This window comes from Legionella bozemanae (genome assembly GCF_001648595.1).
In the GTDB taxonomy this organism is placed as follows: Bacteria; Pseudomonadota; Gammaproteobacteria; order Legionellales; family Legionellaceae; genus Legionella; species Legionella bozemanae.
Genome location: NZ_LBAW01000005.1, coordinates 21104 through 39643, shown reverse-complemented (window position 1 = coordinate 39643; position 18540 = coordinate 21104). Strand labels below are relative to the sequence as shown.

Genomic DNA, 18540 nt, shown 5'->3' with positions numbered 1-18540 from the left:
CCAGAGTTAATCTACATGAATAACAATTTTGCCAAAATGTGCGCCGGATTGCATGTATTGATGTGCTTCTTCAATTTGTTCCAGTTTAAATTCTGAGTCAATAATAGGAGTCAATTTTTTTGTTCTCAGGTTTTCTATCCATTCTTTATGAGCTTGTTTCCATAATTTATTTTTTTCTTGAAGAGATTGAGAACGAAGTACAAAGCCAATAATTTGCAATCTTTTGCGCATAATCAGTGCAAGATTGCATTCCACTGAACTTCCTTTGAGGCACGCGATCTGGATGAGTTTGCTTTTAGGTTTCAATAAATGCAAATGCTTATTAAAATAATCACCACCTATAAAATCAATGATTAAATCAACGCTGTGATCTTCAATTAAGTCTTCAAAATCCTGTTTATGGTAATTAAACACTTGATCTGCACCGAGTTTAATTGCTTTTTCTACTTTGAAATCTGTTCCTGCTGTGGTGATTACATGAGCATGGATCAATTTTGCCATTTGGATTGCCAACGAGGCGATGCCGCTTCCTGCCCCATGAATAAGCAATTTTTGTCCCGATTTGAGCTTGCCTAAATCGAATAAAGTGGCATAAACGGTTGTTAGTGCCTCCGGAAGCGCTGCAGCAAGCGAATAACTCCAATTTTCAGGAATATGCTGAGCTAGCGATTCCTCCACAGGACAAAATTCAGCATAAGCACCACTACCGACTAACCCATAAACTTTATCACCGGGTTTGAATTGCGTTACATGTGCACCGACTTCGACGACTTCTCCGGCAATTTCTAGGCCCAGAACATCAGATTCTCCAGGAGGGGGAGGATATTTACCATAGCGTTGCATGATATCTGCCCGATTAAGTGCGGTCGCTTTAACACCCACTAAAATTTGTGACTTGCTGTACTTTGGCTTAGGACCATTTTTGATGACCAAACGGTTGTGTGGACCTGGATTTTCTATGTATACGTAGCGCAAAATGTTTTCCTTAACTTAAACCCATTATTCGGGTTAATTTAAAAAATGAATTGGGTGAGTGAAGAGCACGCGAATAGTTCATGCTGCATTCTTCTGAGTACTTTACTCAGACACTTTACTTAAAAAAACATACCTATATAATTGCTTGTACAGACCCTCTTATATATTGGGCAATGGCTAAATTCAATCATCAACGTCTTTCTGCTTGGCTTTTTATAATTCCACAACTTATTGTTACCCTTATGTTTTTTATTTGGCCTGCATGTAATGCATTATTGCAATCCTTTTTTTACACAGATGCTTTTGGTCTGCATAAAAAGTTTGCAGGACTTTCCAATTTTGTGGATCTTTTTCTTGACCCGAGCTATAGCAAGGCAATTGGGGTAACCTTTATTATTGCTTTTAGTGTGACTTTTTCCACAATGAGTCTAGGACTCCTTATGGCCATATTAGTGAATAATAGAGGCAAGACGCAAGGGGTTTATAAATCTTTATTAATTTGGCCTTATGCCATAGCTCCTGCAGTAGCAGCAATTCTATGGCGCTTTTTATGCCATCCCACTTTAGGATGGCTGACGCATTTTTTGCAATTAATCGGGATTAATTTTGATTATGTAAATAATGTAAACCAGGCATTTTCAGTAATTATTCTCACTGCCAGTTGGCAGCAATTCAGCTATAATTTTCTATTTTATCTCGCAGCGCTCAAAGCGGTTCCTTCGTCATTAATTGATGCGGCGATTATTGATGGTGCATCTGGATGGCAGCGTTTTTGGCAAATTATTTTTCCACTTTTATCACCAACTACTTTTTTCTTACTCATTATCAATTTAATGTATGGTTTTTTTGATACTTTTGGCATTATTCAAGTGATGACTCATGGTGGGCCTGGTAATAGCACGACTAATTTGATTTATAAAGTATATCAAGATGGATTTGAGGGTATGGATTTGGGAAGTTCATCAGCACAATCAGTACTGTTGATGTTTATTGTAATTATTGTTTCTTTAGTGCAATTTAGATACCTCGAAAAAAAGGTCCATTACGCATGAAATCATATTTCGCTCGTATGTTACAGCATAGTTTTTTATGCTTTTTTGTGATTTTGATGTTGTTGCCTGTTTATTTGGCTCTTGTCGCTGCCAGTAATGAAGGGAGTGTCATGATGCAATCTCATATTCCTATGGTTCCAGGGACTTTATTATTCAAGAATTTGAAAGCGGTGATGACAGAAGGCTTATCGGTCACAGGCGGGGAGCCTATTACTTCGATGTTGTTAAACAGTTTTTTTATGGCTATGGCTATTGCTTTGGGAAAGATTGTTTTTGCCTTAGGCTCAGCCTTTGCTCTGGTATATTTTGATTTTCCTTTTAAAAAATTATGTTTTGCATTGATTTTTATTACTATGATGTTGCCCATAGAAGTCAGGATTGTACCTACTTTTCAGGTGGTTGCTTCATTTGGATTATTAAATTCATTTACTGGATTAACTTTGCCCTTATTTGTGTCTGCAACTGGAACTTTTTTGTTTCGTCAGTTTTTTAAAACCATACCTCTTGAACTCGTTGATGCAGCAAAACTGGATGGGGCAGGGGCTGTACGTTTCTTTTTTGATATTGTTTTACCCTTATCCAAAACGCAAATTGCATCATTATTCGTTATTTTGTTCGTGTACGGTTGGAATCAGTATCTTTGGCCATTAGTGGTTACTACAGAAACAAAAATGGCTACGGTAGTGATGGGGATTCGCTATTTAGCTGGCGTGGCAGATCAAGTGCCACAATGGCACTACATTATGGCTGTTGCATTGATTGCTTTGATTCCACCTTGTATGGTAGTCATGTTAATGCAGCGCTGGTTTGAAAAAGGGTTAAAGTAAGCATGGCAACAGTCAGTCTCATTGAAGTTTCAAAAAAGGTCGGATCAACAACAATTCTGGATAAGGTAAACGTTAGCATTAAAAAAGGCGAGTTTATGGTGATTGTTGGTCCATCTGGATGTGGAAAAACTACATTATTACGCTTAATTGCCGGTTTGGAAGATTTAAGTTCGGGCTCGATTTTGATTAATGATCAATGTGTCAATAAAATACCTGCAGCAAAAAGGGACATGGCTATGGTTTTTCAAAATTATGCTCTTTATCCCCATATGACTGTATTTGAAAATATGGCTTATGGATTAAAAATGAGGCGTTTTAAGAAGGCAGATATTAAGCAACGAGTAGATGAAGCAGCACAATTATTGCATCTAACTCCTTATTTAGAGCGTAAACCCCAGGCACTTTCTGGAGGACAAAAACAAAGGGTTGCAATGGGAAGAGCCATGGTTCGCTCCCCAGCTGTTTTTTTATTTGATGAACCTTTATCCAATCTGGATGCAAAATTGCGTACGGAAATGCGTCATGAAATTCGTCGTTTACATCAACAATTAAATACTACCAGTGTGTATGTAACTCATGATCAAACTGAAGCAATGACTATGGCGGAACGTGTTATGGTACTTAATCAAGGGGTTGTTGAGCAGATAGGCTCTCCCCAGGAACTGTATCAAAATCCTGCTACCTTATTCGTTGCAGGATTTACAGGGCATTATCCTTTGAATATAGTATCTGGTGTCTTCGATAAAAGCAGCAATACGGTACAAACAGATTTGGGAGTTGATTATCCTATGCCAGCGTTGGCACAGAACCTTGAAGATAAGGACGAGCTGATTATAGCAATTCGAGCTGAACATGTTGTACTTTGTTCTGAAAATGATCCACAAAGCATCTCAATTTATGTCGAGTTTGTAGATAATATGGGTGCGGACAAATTAATACGTGCGACATGTATCAAGAATAAGCAGCCGATTAATTTGCGCGTTACTGCAGATCAACACATTTCGAGTGGACAACTCTGGGTTAAGCTACCTAAAATTAAATTACATCTTTTTCATCGTAAATCTGGAAAACGGATTGGAGAATGACGTGAGCAAAGAAAAAAACAAACAACTAAAACCAATTGATACCCCAGTCTATAGATATTGGTCAGCATTGTATATGTCTTTCTATTCACGACTTCTTTATGTGGATGTTGGGAAGCGTTGGCGAGGACTTGGTATTCTCTACCTTTTATTGACAATCGCTTTATTTACAATTCCCTTTGCTGTAAGAATGAGCTTTAGTTTGAATCAAGCTTTTAAAGAACAAATAACAGAGCCTTTGTCAAAAATTCCTGTTTTTTATATACAAAACGGGGAGGTTTCCTTTGATAAACCAATGCCTTATTTGATCAAGAATGATCAGGGGCAAGTAGTTATTATTATTGACACAACAGGAAAAATCAATGATTTCCCTTCCAACTATCCTTACCTCTCGATTTTGATTAACAAAAATAAAATTTCTCTTAAAGTGCCCAGTTTGAAACTTTTTAATATGGCGGAAACAAAGCCTAGTAAAGGCACTCCATTAGTCCAAACTTTTGATAAAGGAACTAATCTGGTGTTTGATGGCAGAAAAATTGCAGAAGAAGATTCAATTAAAAATGTGACATTTTATTCGGAACTAATGATTTATCCTATGGTTGTAGCCATGTTATTTTCAATTTTTATAATTCTTTTCCTGGTTTTAGCTTTTCTAGGACAAGTTTTTTCAAATATATTCTTTTCTTTTAATGTCACCTTTGCTCAATCAAGCCGGCTTTTAGCCGTTGCTGGAACCCCTATGTTATTACTGCTGCTTGCCATGCTCACACTCAATTCAATTTTTATGGGTTCAGGTTACATTTTATTCGCATTGCTTATTTTCTACTACAGTTTTGCACTTTATTCTCTGCGCGCAGAAAGCAGGCGAGTTGCCATTTTATAGAATTGTATTTTGTTAAGGCATTGTCGTTGCATTGGAATTAAACTGTTTACAGAATTAATAAATAGAACTTTTATATTGGAGCATATGCACGTGGTGACTTTATGAAAGAGTTGATTCATTTTGCACATGGAAATGGTTTTCCTGCTTTATGTTATAAACAAATGCTGGATCAGCTCGAGAAAGAATTCGATTATTGCTATATTGACAAGATTGGGCATGATCCTTTGTTCCCGGTTAGTGAAAACTGGCATAATCTGGTTTCGGAAGTCATTGCCAGTGTTAAAAAGCAAGCAGATCGTCCTGTTATCGCAGTCGGGCATTCTTTAGGTGGTATTTTAAGCTTATTAGCAGCAGCCGAACAACCCGAATTATTTAAAGCGGTAATTATGTTGGACTCACCTTTAATTGGTGCTTTTAAATCAAGCATGGTTCGTTTGGCAAAAGCCCTGGGTATTATTGATCGGGTTACGCCGGCGTTTAGGACCCGAAGTCGGCGCACATATTGGAAAGATCATGATCAATTAATGGATTATTTAAAGACGCGAGAGTTATTTAAGACCTTTACTGATGCCTGCTTAAGCGATTATATTACCTACGGTTTAGAGTATAAAGAGGACGGTTACCATCTGCGATTTGATAGGCACATTGAATATCAAATTTATCGAACTATTCCCCACGTTATCCCAAACTATGAAGGTAAGTTATTCATTCCAACAGCATTAATTTATGGTGACAAAAGTACTGTGGTTGGTAAAATGGATGTGCGCTACATGAAAAAATATTTTAATGTATCAAGTTATAAAACCAAAGGGACCCATTTATTTCCTATGGAACACCCAGAAGTTGTGGCAAAGCAGATTATAAAAATTGTGTCTGGTTTATACTTAAATAGTACAAGTGGTCGAAAGGCCTCAAATAATTAAGGAGAATAATGTGCTACACGCTATTTTAGTGCTCATAATCATTGGTGCTGCAGGGATATTGCTTACCAGGCAGGCAGCAATTTCAGTGTGGGCTATTAGCTTTGCTCTATTTAGTGCCCTTGTTTTCATGTATGGCTCTCCAGGATTAGTGACTAAAATGGTACTTGTTTTAGTGGAACTTATTTTAATTGCTGGTGCTATAAAACCTTTAAGACGAATATTATTATCCAAATATTTTTTTAAAGCAGTAAGTAAAGCCATGCCTGCCATGTCCTCAACTGAGAGAGAGGCTCTGGAAGCGGGCACTGTAAGTTGGGAAGGTGATTTATTTAGTGGCGCCCCAGATTTTTCTGTGTTGAGAAATGCGCCTACGGTTCGTTTGACTGATGAAGAGCAAGCTTTTCTTGATGGTCCTGTAAATACCTTGTGCGGGATGATCGATGATTGGGATATAACTCATAATCTAACCGATTTACCTCCAGAAATCTGGCAGTTTATCAAGGAAAATCGATTTTTAGGTATGATTATACCAAAGCGTTATGGTGGTCTTGAGTTTTCTGCTACCGCACAAATGTCAATCTTAGTAAAAATCTATGGTCGCTCAATCACTGCTGCTACAACTATATCTGTACCTAATTCTCTAGGCCCAGGCGAGTTGTTGCTTAAATATGGAACTGAAGAGCAAAAAAATTATTACTTACCACGCTTGGCTGATGGACGGGAAATCCCCTGTTTTGCTTTAACCGGCCCCAATGCAGGCTCTGATGCCGCATCAATCCCAGACAAAGGCATAGTATGTCATCAAGAAATTAATGGCGAAAAGATATTAGGTATCCGATTAAATTGGGATAAGCGTTACATTACTTTATGTCCAGTAGCTACAGTAATCGGGTTGGCGTTCAGGTTATTTGACCCGGATAATTTAATAGGTAAAGGTGAGGATGTGGGTATTAGTTGTGCGTTAATACCAGCAAATACCCCGGGGATTACAAAAGGTCGTCGTCATTTCCCATTGAATACTGGGTTTTTAAATGGCCCAACTCAAGGGAAGGATGTTTTTATTCCCATGGACTACCTAATCGGTGGTGTAGCTATGGCAGGTTGTGGTTGGCGCATGCTCATGGAGTGTTTAAGCGCTGGCAGGGCCATATCGTTACCTTCGAGTGCTAACGGAGGTGCCCAGGCTGCAGCTTTGGCTTCTGGAGCTTATGCACGCGTTCGTAAACAATTTAATCAATCAATTGGAAAGTTTGAGGGGATTGAAGAGCCTTTGGCCAGGTTAGCGTCAAATACTTATATTATTGACGCTGCTGTAACAATGGCCGCTGCTGCGATTGATCATGGAGCCAAACCTTCTGTGGTCGGTGCTATATTAAAATACCACACCACAGAACGTGCAAGACAGGTATCACTTGATGCCATGGATATTCATGGTGGAAAAGGTATATGTCTTGGTCCTAATAATTATATGGGTAGAGGTTATCAAGGATCTCCTATCGCAATTACTGTGGAAGGAGCGAACATACTCACTCGAAGTTTAATTATTTTTGGCCAGGGAGCGATTCGATGCCATCCCTATGTATTTAAGGAACTTGAAAGTATCCGCAACAATAATCTGGTTGAATTTGATAAGGCATTTTTTTCCCATGCCGGATTTATTATTGCCAACTTTACGAAGTCGGTTATTTTTGCTTGGACTGATGCACACTTATCTAAAGCACCTGTGAGCAGTGTAAAACGTTATTATCAACTTTTGCATAAATACAGCGCTAATTTAGCATTTCTTGCTGATTTCTCAATGAGTATTTTAGGAGGGGACTTAAAACGTAAAGAGAAATTATCCTCACGTCTTGGGGATATGCTGAGTTCATTGTATTTGATTTCAGCAGTCTTAAAACGTTATCATGAAGATGGTGAGCCCAAAGCTGATTTACCTCTGGTTGATTGGAGCTGTCAACAACTGTTGTATGAATGTGAGACGGCAATGCATGGCGTTATTGTCAATTTCCCAGCAGGTTGGGCACGAGTTGTTTTACGCTTGATTATTAAACCCTTAGGTAATCGAAGAAATAAACCAAATGACCAGCTGGGCCATAAGTTAGCCAGAATTCTCATTGAACCTGGCGAAGCTCGTATGCGCCTCACTCGTTTGGTTTATAGCAAAGCTGGGGACAATTGTCCTTTAGGTCGTCTGGAGGAAGCTTTCCATAAAATTTGTGCGGTAGATGAGTTGGAAAGAAAAATAATGCGTGCAGTAAAAGATGATGTTTTAAAATCACTTACTCTGCTGGAACAAATTAATGAAGCTTTGGCTTGTGGTTTGTTAACCGAGAAAGAAGCCAAGCAATTAAAAGAAGCAGAGCTAGCACGGCAAGATGTGATAAAGGTAGATGATTTCAATGATGAGGATTTGCGTCGACCCGCATCAATAAAATCTGCCAGGGGTAAAAAAGTTGTTGTTAATAAAGATGATATAGAATCAGAAATGATTTGATTTTGACTCCTGGTGCAATGCAGCTATAAGTATATTTGCTGAATCGTAACCCGGGTGTCTAATATATTGGTCCCGGGTTTTTCTTTACTCTCCTCTGCCACCTATTATTTAATTTAACTCTGATGAACATAGAGCATTAATAACCTGTAGCTCATCTTTTATTTATTGATTTTACTGGAATTTAAACTTAAAACGTGGCGTGGATGCAGTACAATAAAAAAGGATATGGAGCTTGGATTGAAGATGAACAATATGGTCCGGTTTGGTATCCGAATAATGGAGCTTCAGATTGGGCGCCGTACCAAGATGGCCAATGGATATGGTTAAGTTTTTGGGGATGGACTTGGGTGGATAATCAACCTTTGGGGTTTTGCTCCATTTCACTATGGTCGCTGGGCTTTCCTTCTCAGAAGCACAACCATTCAATATAATCTTGCTCAGAAAGTCTCTAGGCGTTTTCTTTAACATCGTCTGGCATAGTGATGTTTAATTCGAGCACCGAGTTGTCTCCCATACGCTCAAGATTCACACTGACCTGATCACGTGTGACATGTACGTATTTAGCAATAACAGTAAGAATTTCTTCCTGAAGCTTGGGTAGGTAGTCAGGTGTATTACGTTGGGAGCGCTCATGAGAAATTATGATCTGTAAACGCTCTTTAGCAACGGATGCTGTAGCACTCCTTCTGCGCAGGTAATTAAAAATACTCATACCGTCACTTCCTCCTTGTTTTTGCTGAATAAGCGACGCAATAATCCTTTACGATCATTATTTATGAAGCGCATAGGTCTTTCTTCACCGAGAAAACGAGCAATTGCATCTTGATAAGCAATACCGGCGTCACTTGTTTCATCAAGTACTACTGGTGTACCTGTGTTTGACGCTTTAAGTACCGATTTTGATTCTGGAATAACGCCAATTAACGGAATGGCTAATATTTCCTTTACGTCAGTAACAGAAAGCATGTCACCACGCTCAACACGTTCTGGATCATAACGTGTTAATAACAAATGTTCTTGGATTGGTGGTTGATTTTCAATGGCTCTTTTAGTCTTGCTGGCAAGTATACCCAGTATACGATCAGAGTCACGCACAGAAGAAACTTCTGGATTAGTCACAACGATTGCATGATCAGCAAAATACATAGCCATTAATGCACCAGCTTCAATTCCGGCAGGCGAATCACAAATAATAAAATCAAAATCTTTTGCGAGATCATTAAGGACTCGTTCAACCCCTTCAAGAGTTAATGCATCTTTATCTCGGGTTTGTGATGCAGGAAGTATTGAGAGGTTTGCAACGCGCTTGTCTTTAATTAAAGCCTGATTTAGGCTTGCCTCTTTATTAATAACATTAATAAAGTCATAAACAACTCGACGCTCACAGCCCATGATAATATCGAGGTTTCTTAAACCGATATCGAAGTCAATAACGACAGTCTTGTGCCCTAGTAGGGCGAGGCCTGAAGAAATAGCTGCAGAAGAAGTGGTTTTTCCTACTCCGCCTTTACCTGATGTAATTACAATTATTTTAGCCAACGCTGAACCCTTCCTATTATTTTTGATTCAACACAATATTTAACCAACAGTGTACACGTTAATTGATAAATAATTCAAGTAGTGCAATAGTGTTCTGTGGAAAAACATTTTCCAAAATAAAGGGGAAACCCAAAGAAAGTTTTTTTACTTTTTACGCCTTACAAATACCGTAAATTCTTCAAATATTTAGATTAAATTATATTAAAAGTATCCTAATGACAATGAATGCATGAGGAGGTTTGGTAGAAATAAGATCAGTAAGTCCTATAATTACAAAGAACATTTTTTGTTTTCTGTAAATTATCTGTTTAATTTGTCCACAATTTATAGTAAACTATTCGGTTAATTTAACTCCTGTAACGAGAATAAAATGGCTCTTTCTATTGTGCAGCAATCACTAACTTTTGACGATGTTCTTCTTGTTCCTGCACACTCTTTAATACTACCTAAAGATGTGTCTTTAAAAACAAAATTAACTCGTGCCATTAGCCTGAATATTCCTCTTGTATCAGCAGCGATGGATACTGTGACAGAGGCTCGCTTAGCTATAGCTTTAGCGCAAGAGGGTGGTATTGGTATTATTCATAAGAATATGACAATTATGGCGCAAGCTGATGAAGTCCGAAAAGTGAAAAAGTTTGAAAGTGGTATGGTGAAAGACCCGATTACAGTGACTCCTAATATCACAGTGAAAGAATTGCTCGACGTAATGTCCAAATATAATTTCTCGGGAGTTCCTGTAGTTGATGGTGAAAATTTAGTCGGTATTGTAACTAGCCGAGATATTCGTTTTGAAACCAACTTATCTTTGAGTGTCGAGCAAGTAATGACTCCCAAGACAAAATTGGTCACTGTTAGAGAAGGAGCAAGTCGTGAAGAAGTGCGCAGCTTATTGCATAAGCATCGTATAGAAAAATTGCTTGTGGTTAATGATTCTTTTCAATTACGCGGCTTGATCACGGTTAAAGACATACAAAAAGCCAAAGAAAACCCTTATGCATGTAAAGATGCTGCAGAACAGTTGCGAGTTGGCGCTGCTGTTGGTGTAGGCGAGGGTACTGATGAACGTATTGAAGCATTAATTGAAGCAGGTGTTGATGTACTTGTTGTTGATACGGCACATGGACACTCACAAGGTGTACTTGATCGTGTAAAATGGATTAAGAAATACCATCCGAATATAGAGGTGATTGGAGGAAATATAGCCACAGCTGCCGCAGCTCGAGATTTATATGCAGCGGGTGCAGATGCAGTAAAAGTAGGTATAGGCCCTGGTTCTATTTGTACTACGCGGATTGTAACCGGCGTTGGTGTTCCTCAAATTACTGCAATTGCGAATGTGGCACAAGAACTTAAAGGAAAAATTCCAATAATTGCTGATGGTGGTATACGTTTTTCTGGTGATGTGTGTAAAGCACTTGCTGCAGGTGCAGATACTGTAATGCTTGGAAGCATGTTTGCAGGTACGGAAGAGTCTCCAGGAGAAATTGAATTATACCAAGGAAGAACTTATAAGAGTTATCGAGGAATGGGATCAATTGGAGCTATGGCTTCATCACAAGGTTCTAGTGACCGTTATTTCCAGGATGCATCATTAGGTTCTGAAAAATTAGTTCCAGAAGGAATTGAAGGACGTGTTCCTTATAAAGGATTGGCGCAAACAATTATTCATCAATTGTTAGGTGGTTTGCGTTCATGTATGGGATATACAGGATGTGAAAATATCGAACAATTACATACTAAGACTGAATTCGTACAAGTGACTAATGCAGGAATGAGGGAGTCACATGTTCACGATGTAAGTATTACAAAACAAGCACCAAACTATCAGGTGGATAATTAATAATGAGTGATTTAAAACAACATCCTTTGCTGATTCTTGATTTTGGTTCTCAATACACACAACTGATTGCACGACGTGTGCGTGAATTAGGTGTTTATTGCGAAATCCATCCTTTTAACATAACCCAAGAACAATTTGCTGCTTTAAATCCTTGTGGCATCATTTTGTCTGGAGGTCCGGCGACTGTTACTCATAATGAGAATCCTCGTGCGCCTCAATGGTTATTTACTACAGGTCTTCCTATTTTGGGGATTTGTTATGGGATGCAAACCATGGCTGTGCAATTAGGGGGGGAAGTGCAATCCTCTTCAATCAGAGAGTTTGGTTATGCTGAATTGAAATTGCATGGTCACAGCAAACTGTTTTCTCAAATTGAGGATCGGCTCAGTTCTGATGGAAACGCTTTATTAGATGTTTGGATGAGCCATGGGGATAAAGTGACGAAATTACCTCTCGGTTTTAAGGTAATTTGTGAGACACGTAACGCGCCGATTGCAGGAATGGCTGATGAAAGTCGTCATATGTATGGGGTACAATTTCATCCAGAGGTGACACATACATTACAAGGGATGCGCATTTTATATCGTTTCGTTGTCGATATCTGTCACGCGTCGACTAATTGGACATCTGAACTCATTATTGATGAAGCAATTAATAAAATCAGAGCTCAGGTAGGAACCGAGAAAGTTTTACTCGGCTTGTCTGGAGGTGTGGATTCTTCTGTTGTTGCTGCTTTATTACATAAAGCGATTGGCAAACAGTTGGTTTGTGTTTTTGTAGATACTGGCTTGTTGCGTTTGAATGAAGCAACAGAAGTTATGGAAATGTTTGGCAAGCATATGGGTATTGAAATTATTGCAGTTCAAGCAGAAGAGCGATTTTTGTATGCGCTGAAAGGTATTACCTGCCCTGAAGAAAAGAGAAAAATTATTGGACGTACTTTTATTGAAGTATTTGATGAAGAAGCATTAAAAATTCCTGGGGTTTCATGGTTGGCACAAGGAACAATTTATCCTGATGTTATTGAGTCGGCAGCAACAAGTACAAATGGTGCTTCAGTCGTAATTAAATCCCATCATAATGTGGGGGGGTTGCCAGAAACATTAAATTTGAGATTATTAGAACCTATTCGTGAATTATTTAAGGACGAGGTGCGTAAAATAGGACTTGAGTTAGGTTTGCCTCATGATATGGTATACCGTCATCCATTTCCTGGTCCAGGTTTGGGCGTGCGAATTTTAGCGGAAGTTAAAAAAGAATATGCCGATATTTTACGTCGAGCTGATGCTATTTTTATTGAAGAATTAAAAAAAGCTGATCTATATCATAAAGTCAGTCAAGCTTTTGCTGTATTTTTACCCGTTAAAAGTGTTGGGGTGATGGGGGATGGACGTAAATACGATTATGTGATTTGTCTTCGTGCTGTTGAGACGATTGATTTTATGACAGCGCATTGGTCGCAATTGCCGTGGGATTTTCTAGGTCATATATCCAATCGGATTATTAATGAAGTAGAGGGCGTATCTCGTGTAACTTACGATATTTCAGGTAAACCACCCGCTACGATTGAATGGGAATAATTAAATTGTACTGGGTTATGGCGCAGCCGTAACCCAGGCAATTTGTGCTTGCAAATTTTGCCTCAGCTCACCCAGAACAAAGTTTTAAATTTATTTTTTATAATTAATAATGAATGATTACTATTGGATGCAAAAAGCATACGAACAGGCTCTTCTCGCCCAAGAGGAAGAGGAGGTTCCTGTTGGTGCCGTATTGGTGAGCAAAGACAATCAGTTATTAGGTTTGGGACGAAATTTTATCCAAAACAGTCATGATCCGTCAGAACATGCAGAAGTTCGTGCAATTAGACAGGCATCACAACAAGTAAAAAATCATCGGTTATTAGATACAACACTCTACGTGACTCTTGAACCATGCGCTATGTGTGCTGGACTTATTGTGCATGCGCGAATTAGAAGAGTGGTTTTTGCAACTAGAGATTTTAAAGCAGGTGCTGCAGGATCTGTCTATAACTTATTGCAAGGTTATCCCTTGAATCATAAAGTTCAAATTGATGAAGGAATAATGCAAGCGGAATGTTCCCTTTTACTTACTGATTTTTTCCAAATGTGTCGATAATGTAAGTGAGTAGCCCTCAATCAGGGAACGGCCGTATTTGGTACATCTTGCGAAAAAATTTCCCTAATCAATGCTCACATACTGATGTATGCTGCGCTTGCTTAGAAAAATTTTCTCACAACCTGCGCTCAAATCCAACCGGTCGAGTAAACATTCACATGGGAGACCTGAGCTATTACCTGATAATCATTGTTCATTTTGAAGTGGCTTGCAATTCGTGGATTAACCTTTGTTTTAAAATTTCCTTTTCTTCATTCGTTAATGACTGATTTTGTTGATTTGTAATGTAAAATGTATCCTCTGCGCGCTCCCCGGCAGTCACAATTTTTGCGTTATGTAAGTGAATATTTAATGCTGAAAAGACTCTACCTATTGTTGCCAGTAACCCGGGTCTATCACCAGTGACTAGAAATAAACGGGTTTGATGATAAGTTAAGTCGTCATTATAATGGATTTGAGTTTTTACATTAAAATGTGCTAAAGCACGCGAAAGTCTTTTTCGTGCTACAACTGGTAATTGTTCGGTTTTTGCCAAGTGAGTACATAGGGCCTGTTGAATGTCATGTGAACGCTGTTTATCAAAAAACGCCTGATTTTGTTCATCTAAAATAATATAGGTATCTAAATCATATTGATTATTACAGGTAAGAATCATTGCTTCCTGAATGGTGACATTGTGATTACTTAAAACAGTTGTTGCAATAGCAAATCGATCATCTCGGTGAGGCATGTAAATAAAAACCTCAGTTCCGCCCTGGCTGTGGTGAGGCATAATTATTACCAGGGGAAATTTAGTGCAGGCAAGTATCGCTTTGGTATGGCGTGCTATGATTTCAGGGGACTCATGCAAAAAATATCTTTCTTTGAATTGCTTCCATAAATCTTCTACTGCTTTTTCTGCTACACCTTCCATAACCAATATGGATAATGCATATTGTTTGCGTGCTTTGATGAGTGCAGTTTCATCTATTAATTCTTGCTCTTTATGCAACATATGTTTGGCAGCACGATATAACTCTTTAAGTAGAGAGTCTTTCCAGGAGTTCCATAAGTTAGGATTAGTACCGCAAATATCAGCAACGGTTAACAAATACAGATAATCGAGGTAATAGGGCTGTGGTAAAAGCTGGCAAAAATTTTTTATAGTATTGGGGTCATAAATATCTTGTCTTTGTGCTGTTTGTGACATGATAAGATGATTGCGCACAAGCCAAACAAGTAAATCACCGTCTTCTTTTTCAAGATTATGATTTTGTGCAAAATGCGACGCTTCAATCGCACCTAACTCTGAATGATCACCACCTCGTCCTTTGGCAATATCATGAAATAATGCACTTAAGTAAAGCAACTCAGGTTTTTTTAAAGTTTGCATTATTTGTACACAGAGGGGAAATTGCTCTGCATAGTTTTTTTCTTTGAAACGGGATAAATTACGAATTACGAATAAAGTATGTTGATCTACTGTATAAACATGAAATAAATCATACTGCATTTGTCCGGTTACCATTGCAAAACATTCAAGGTAATGCGCTAGAACACCGTATCGGCTCATTCGATGCAACGCCTTGTAAGGTCCATCCGCTGTTTTAAGAATACTCATAAACAATTCTGTTGTTTCTGAAGATGCTTTAAAACGTTTATTCATCAGATAGAGTGATTCCCTAATTAAGCGGATAGTATTTGCGCGAACGCCTTCGATATCAGGTCGTTTTGCTATCCAAAGAAATAATTTTAATAGTGCCTGTGGATGGTGAATGAAGACACGAGTATTTCTTACTTCAATGTAATTGTTGGATAGCTGAAATTCATTATCCAGATGAAACAGTTTTTGCTTTGGAGAGTGGGCGATGGTTTCATCAAACCCTTGCAATAACATTTCGTTGAGCTCTCTGTTACGTTTAATTACTTTAAAGTAATCTTTCATGAATTGTTCTATGGCTAATGAATGAGGTTTATCTTTATAGCCAAAAAACTGGGCTAGTTTGATTTGGTAATCAAAAGATAAGCGTTCTTCTGCTCTTTCAGCTAATACATGTAAAGCAAAACGCACACGCCAGAGAAAATGCTGACAATAAGTAAGTTTTTCATATTCTTTGTCAGTAATGAATCCATAGTTTATACCATCAGCCAATTTTTTAATGTTAAAATGGCGTTTGCCAATACTGAGCAGGATCTGCAAATCACGTAGGCCGCCAGGACCATATTTAACATTGGGTTCCAAGTTATAAGCTGTTTCACCGTACTTGGCATCACGTTTTTTTTGTTCTTGGAGTTTTGCTAAAAAGTAATCTTGGCTGGTCCACATGTGTAAGGGATGGATTTGATAAATTAATTCTTCCATTAATGCACCGCGGCCACATAATAAAAACATATCCATGAGGCTGGAAATTACCGTAACATCTTGACTTGCAAGTTCGGCACAAGAAGAAACACTAGTAATTTGATGGCTGAGATCCAAACCTACATCCCAGCAATCCTGAATAAATTTTTGTGCACGATGCAATTGTGATTTAGAGACTTTATCAGTATGCAGCAATAATATATCAACATCAGAATAGAGTTGCAGTTCCCTGCGTCCATAACTGCCAAGAGCAAGAAGACAAAAGTCATCATGATCCAGTTGATTCTTGATAAATAAACGAATAACCAAATCATCAATGAAGGTAACTAATTTACGAATGATGGTGGTAATATTGGTTTTATAATCGAATTCTTCGCGAAGTTTTTCTTTAAATTGTTTTAGGGTATTTTTAAGATGTTGCAGTTCAAGTGTCATCCCTTTTTTTTCTGCATCCTGCTCTTGGGAAAAGAGATGGCCCGTTGTCTGTTTACTTTCGTTCTTCATCGCGCAGAGTCAAAATTTCTACACCATCATCGGTAACCAATAAGGTATGTTCCCATTGGGCTGAAAGACTATGATCTTTAGTGACTACAGTCCATTGATCAGGCAATAAGCGGGTATGGTGTTTTCCAACATTGATCATGGGTTCTATAGTGAAAGTCATACCTGGTTCCAATTTCATTCCTGTTCCAGGTACTCCGTAATGTAATACTTGAGGATCTTCATGGAAAACGCGACCTATACCGTGGCCACAATAATCACGGACAACCGAGCAGCGATTTTTTTCTGCATGTTGTTGTATGGCATAACCTATATCACCTAACTGGACTCCGGGTTTTACCATGTCAATTCCAATAAACAAACATTCATGAGCTACTTGAATCACATGTTTTGCTTTGACTGATGGTGTACCAATAATGAACATTTTACTGGTATCCCCATGATAGTCGTCTTTAATGACGGTGACATCAATATTAATTATGTCTCCATCTTTTAAAATCTTTTTTCCCGGAATTCCATGACAAACCACATGGTTTACTGAGGTACAAATAGACTTTGGGAAGCCATTATAGTTTAAAGGGGCGGGAATTGCTTTTTGTGTATTCACAATGTAATCATGACAAATAGTATTCAATTCGTCAGTGGTGATGCCTTCTTGTACATGAGGACCAATCATCTCAAGAACTTCGGCAGCAAGTCTGCCAGCAATACGCATTTTCTCAATTTCGTCAGAGGTCTTTATAGTAACTGCCATATGAATCCAAAAAGTGTTATTTGATTGTCCAATATATTTTGTTCCAATATATATAGTGTAGGTTAAATAAAAGCTATTTTGGAACGAAAAGCATATTAGCATAATTGATTATGCATGTCACCGAATCACGGTTTTAGCTAGGTTTTGATTCATTGTTTGAGTAAGCCTGGATGCACCATTGCTGCATCCATTCTATTTTTTTATCTAAAATAAAAATTAGGTTGCATTAGGGCTATTGCCACTATGTCTGCGATTTTCTCTTTGTTCCAACATCTTATCTTCAATTTCCACTTCTTGTTCAACGGTTAAAAACATATGCTGATGCCAAAAAGAACCGTATCTTGTGTGGGATTTGGGATCATATTTCTGAACCCTTTTTCCACTTATAATTTTAGGTTCTACAGCAGTTGGATATTTTCCATTGTGATTGGGAACATAGGTTAAAAAAGATTCATCGGTATTTGGTGGTGTGTTCAAATATATAGTAAATCCCTTTTCTATCTCAATACGGTTTTTGCGGCCTGTATTGTTACGTAAAGCTTCTTTAACCAAATCTTGCAGTTCTATGACGGTCCCTCCTTTGGGATCCACAAAACAATCCCTTATCTTTGCTTCGGTAGTCACTTTTCTAAAAACCATACCAACAGGAATTGATAGATAAATCATAGAACCTCCATCTCAGAACAAATAATCACTTGAGTGTACCATAAGAGTTCAAAATTTCTATTTATTTATCATGAAATTTTGTTGCGCTTACTTTCATTTCGAGTACTATACTTTATTAAAAAACTGGCCTTTTAAACTCTAAGGAAAGAAAATGAAACTCTGCGCACGTGTTTTACTATCTACCTTATGTTTCCTGCCAAGTACTTCAACCTTTGCTTTTGAGGGGTATGGGGGAGGCTATCATGGTGCGCTTCCAAATACTGGATACCATAGTAATGGATACAATAACGGGTATTATAACAATTACCATGGTAATTATTACTACAACAACGAATGGTATGGAGGGAGTGTCAATGTAAATACCTGGAATGATGGTATTTGGTATGATGATAATTTAAATGATGATACTAATGTGGTTCTTGGGGTACCTAATGAAGGTTATTATGATCCTTCATGCCAAACAATAGATGATTGTAGTTCAGGTACTTGTGTTCTGGTAAATACTTGTGATCAAGAATAAG

General features: G+C 38.1%; 17 protein-coding genes. 11 read left to right on the top strand and 6 right to left on the bottom strand.

The features are described 5' to 3' along the window. Window positions 1-6: 6 nt before the first annotated feature. Window positions 7-975, bottom strand: a complete 969-nt coding sequence (locus tag A8O27_RS05750; RefSeq protein WP_058459315.1) for an NAD(P)H-quinone oxidoreductase — start codon at window positions 973-975, stop codon at window positions 7-9. Between the two features lie 173 nt (window positions 976-1148). Here A8O27_RS05750 and A8O27_RS05745 point away from each other — a divergent pair, with 173 nt between their 5' ends. The 7 genes from A8O27_RS05745 (at window position 1149) to A8O27_RS05715 (ending at window position 8667) form a co-directional block, all read left to right on the top strand. Then, complete coding sequence (locus A8O27_RS05745) at window positions 1149-2027, top strand: ABC transporter permease subunit (protein WP_058459371.1); 879 nt, start codon at window positions 1149-1151, stop codon at window positions 2025-2027. Further along, window positions 2024-2854 carry a sn-glycerol-3-phosphate ABC transporter permease UgpE gene (gene ugpE, locus A8O27_RS05740; protein WP_058459316.1) on the top strand — a complete coding sequence of 277 codons (831 nt, stop codon included), beginning with the start codon at window positions 2024-2026 and terminating at the stop codon, window positions 2852-2854. The genes A8O27_RS05745 and ugpE overlap by 4 nt, the downstream gene beginning before the upstream one ends. 2 nt (window positions 2855-2856) lie before the next feature. Beyond that, window positions 2857-3939 carry an ABC transporter ATP-binding protein gene (locus A8O27_RS05735; protein WP_058459317.1) on the top strand — a complete coding sequence of 361 codons (1083 nt, stop codon included), beginning with the start codon at window positions 2857-2859 and terminating at the stop codon, window positions 3937-3939. A gap of 1 nt (window position 3940) precedes the next feature. Further along, entirely contained in the window at window positions 3941-4819 is an 879-nt protein-coding gene (locus tag A8O27_RS05730) for a DUF1189 family protein (protein ID WP_058459318.1), read from the top strand. Between the two features lie 101 nt (window positions 4820-4920). Then, window positions 4921-5742, top strand: a complete 822-nt coding sequence (locus A8O27_RS05725) for an alpha/beta fold hydrolase (protein ID WP_058459319.1) — start codon at window positions 4921-4923, stop codon at window positions 5740-5742. 10 nt (window positions 5743-5752) lie between these two features. Next, a complete protein-coding gene (locus A8O27_RS05720) occupies window positions 5753-8236 on the top strand; it encodes an acyl-CoA dehydrogenase (protein WP_058459320.1) in 2484 nt (827 codons plus the stop codon). Between the two features lie 203 nt (window positions 8237-8439). Continuing rightward, on the top strand, window positions 8440-8667 hold the full coding sequence (locus tag A8O27_RS05715) for a DUF6600 domain-containing protein (RefSeq protein WP_058459321.1): 228 nt from the start codon (window positions 8440-8442) through the stop codon (window positions 8665-8667). A gap of 17 nt (window positions 8668-8684) precedes the next feature. Here the strand turns inward: A8O27_RS05715 and minE are convergent, their stop codons facing one another. Both minE and minD read right to left on the bottom strand, forming a co-directional pair. Then, window positions 8685-8948, bottom strand: a complete 264-nt coding sequence (gene minE, locus A8O27_RS05710) for a cell division topological specificity factor MinE (protein WP_019233062.1) — start codon at window positions 8946-8948, stop codon at window positions 8685-8687. Continuing rightward, window positions 8945-9775, bottom strand: a complete 831-nt coding sequence (gene minD, locus A8O27_RS05705) for a septum site-determining protein MinD (RefSeq protein WP_058459322.1) — start codon at window positions 9773-9775, stop codon at window positions 8945-8947. The genes minE and minD overlap by 4 nt, the downstream gene beginning before the upstream one ends. A 370-nt stretch (window positions 9776-10145) precedes the next feature. Here minD and guaB point away from each other — a divergent pair, with 370 nt between their 5' ends. The 3 genes from guaB to tadA all read left to right on the top strand — a co-directional run bounded on the left by guaB (window position 10146) and on the right by tadA (window position 13757). Beyond that, the gene (guaB, locus tag A8O27_RS05700; protein ID WP_058459323.1) at window positions 10146-11618 is read left to right on the top strand and encodes an IMP dehydrogenase; all 1473 of its coding nucleotides are present in this window, start codon (window positions 10146-10148) and stop codon (window positions 11616-11618) included. Between the two features lie 2 nt (window positions 11619-11620). Then, the gene (gene guaA, locus A8O27_RS05695; protein WP_058459324.1) at window positions 11621-13198 is read left to right on the top strand and encodes a glutamine-hydrolyzing GMP synthase; all 1578 of its coding nucleotides are present in this window, start codon (window positions 11621-11623) and stop codon (window positions 13196-13198) included. Between the two features lie 109 nt (window positions 13199-13307). Next, complete coding sequence (gene tadA / locus A8O27_RS05690) at window positions 13308-13757, top strand: tRNA adenosine(34) deaminase TadA (RefSeq protein WP_058459325.1); 450 nt, start codon at window positions 13308-13310, stop codon at window positions 13755-13757. A 193-nt stretch (window positions 13758-13950) separates the two neighbouring features. Here the strand turns inward: tadA and glnD are convergent, their stop codons facing one another. From glnD to A8O27_RS05675, 3 genes are all read right to left on the bottom strand, one after another. Further along, entirely contained in the window at window positions 13951-16533 is a 2583-nt protein-coding gene (gene glnD / locus A8O27_RS05685; RefSeq protein WP_174223930.1) for a [protein-PII] uridylyltransferase, read from the bottom strand. Between the two features lie 52 nt (window positions 16534-16585). Next, a complete protein-coding gene (map, locus tag A8O27_RS05680; RefSeq protein ID WP_058459327.1) occupies window positions 16586-17353 on the bottom strand; it encodes a type I methionyl aminopeptidase in 768 nt (255 codons plus the stop codon). Window positions 17354-17569: 216 nt separating this feature from the next. Continuing rightward, entirely contained in the window at window positions 17570-18019 is a 450-nt protein-coding gene (locus A8O27_RS05675) for a hypothetical protein (protein WP_058459328.1), read from the bottom strand. A gap of 151 nt (window positions 18020-18170) precedes the next feature. On the opposite strand from A8O27_RS05675, the gene A8O27_RS05670 reads away from it, so the two are divergent. After that, window positions 18171-18539 carry a hypothetical protein gene (locus A8O27_RS05670; protein ID WP_058459329.1) on the top strand — a complete coding sequence of 123 codons (369 nt, stop codon included), beginning with the start codon at window positions 18171-18173 and terminating at the stop codon, window positions 18537-18539. Window position 18540: the final 1 nt, after the last annotated feature.